This is a genomic window from Streptomyces sp. Isolate_45, assembly GCF_024721315.2.
GTDB lineage: Bacteria > Actinomycetota > Actinomycetes > Streptomycetales > Streptomycetaceae > Streptomyces.
The window spans coordinates 1-785 of sequence record NZ_JANFAK020000389.1; the positions used below are offsets into that span (position 1 = coordinate 1).

The 785-nt window shown below is 73.1% G+C and carries 1 pseudogene; it reads left to right on the forward strand.

The window, feature by feature from the left end:
* Positions 1-21: 21 nt before the first annotated feature.
* Positions 22-785 (forward strand): annotated as a pseudogene (locus tag NOD94_RS41240) (polyketide synthase); the annotation flags it as partial.

A 785-nucleotide genomic window follows, 5' to 3' on the forward strand; every position in this document is an offset into this window, starting at 1 on the left:
TCGGGTCGGGCGGTGGCGGCGGTGGATTCGCTGACGCTGCGGCCGGCCTCGGCCGAGCAGGTCAACGCGGCCGCCGGTGCCCATGTGGACTCCCTCTTCCGCGTCGAATGGACGCCCGCCTCCGTGGGCGACGCTTCCGGCGCCGGCCTCCGCTGGGCCGTGCTCGGGTGTGACGAGTTCGGTCTGGGTACTTCGGGTGCCCAGGTCACCGAGTACGCGGACGCGGGCACGTTGGGCGCGGCACTCGACGCGGGGGAGCCGGCTCCGGACGCGGTCTTCGTACTGCCGTCTGCCGCAGCAGGCGACGCCGACACCGTGGGCTCCGTGCACGCGGCGGTGAATACCGCGGTGGAGACGGTGCGGGGGTGGTTGGCGGACGACCGGTTCGCGGCTACTCGTCTGGTGTGGCTGACGTCGGGTGCGGTGGCCGTCGGTACGGGGGAGGGCGTTCGGGACCTGGCGGGTGGCGCGGTGCGTGGCCTGCTGCGCTCGGCGCAGTCGGAGAACCCCGGCCAGGTCGTCATGCTGGACATCGAGGGAGACTCGGAGGTGGGCATCGCGGCCGCGCTGGGCTCCGATGAGCCGGAGCTCGCGATCCGGGACGGTGTGGTCAGCGTGCCGCGCCTGACACGCGTGCGGTCGGCGGACGCTGTGACCGAGATGCCGTCCGGGTTCGGAGCCGGATCCGGCACGGTGCTCGTCACCGGCGCCACGGGTAGCCTGGGCCGGTTGTTCGCCCGCCATCTCGTGACCGCGTACGGGGTGGAGCGTTTGCTGCTCACCAG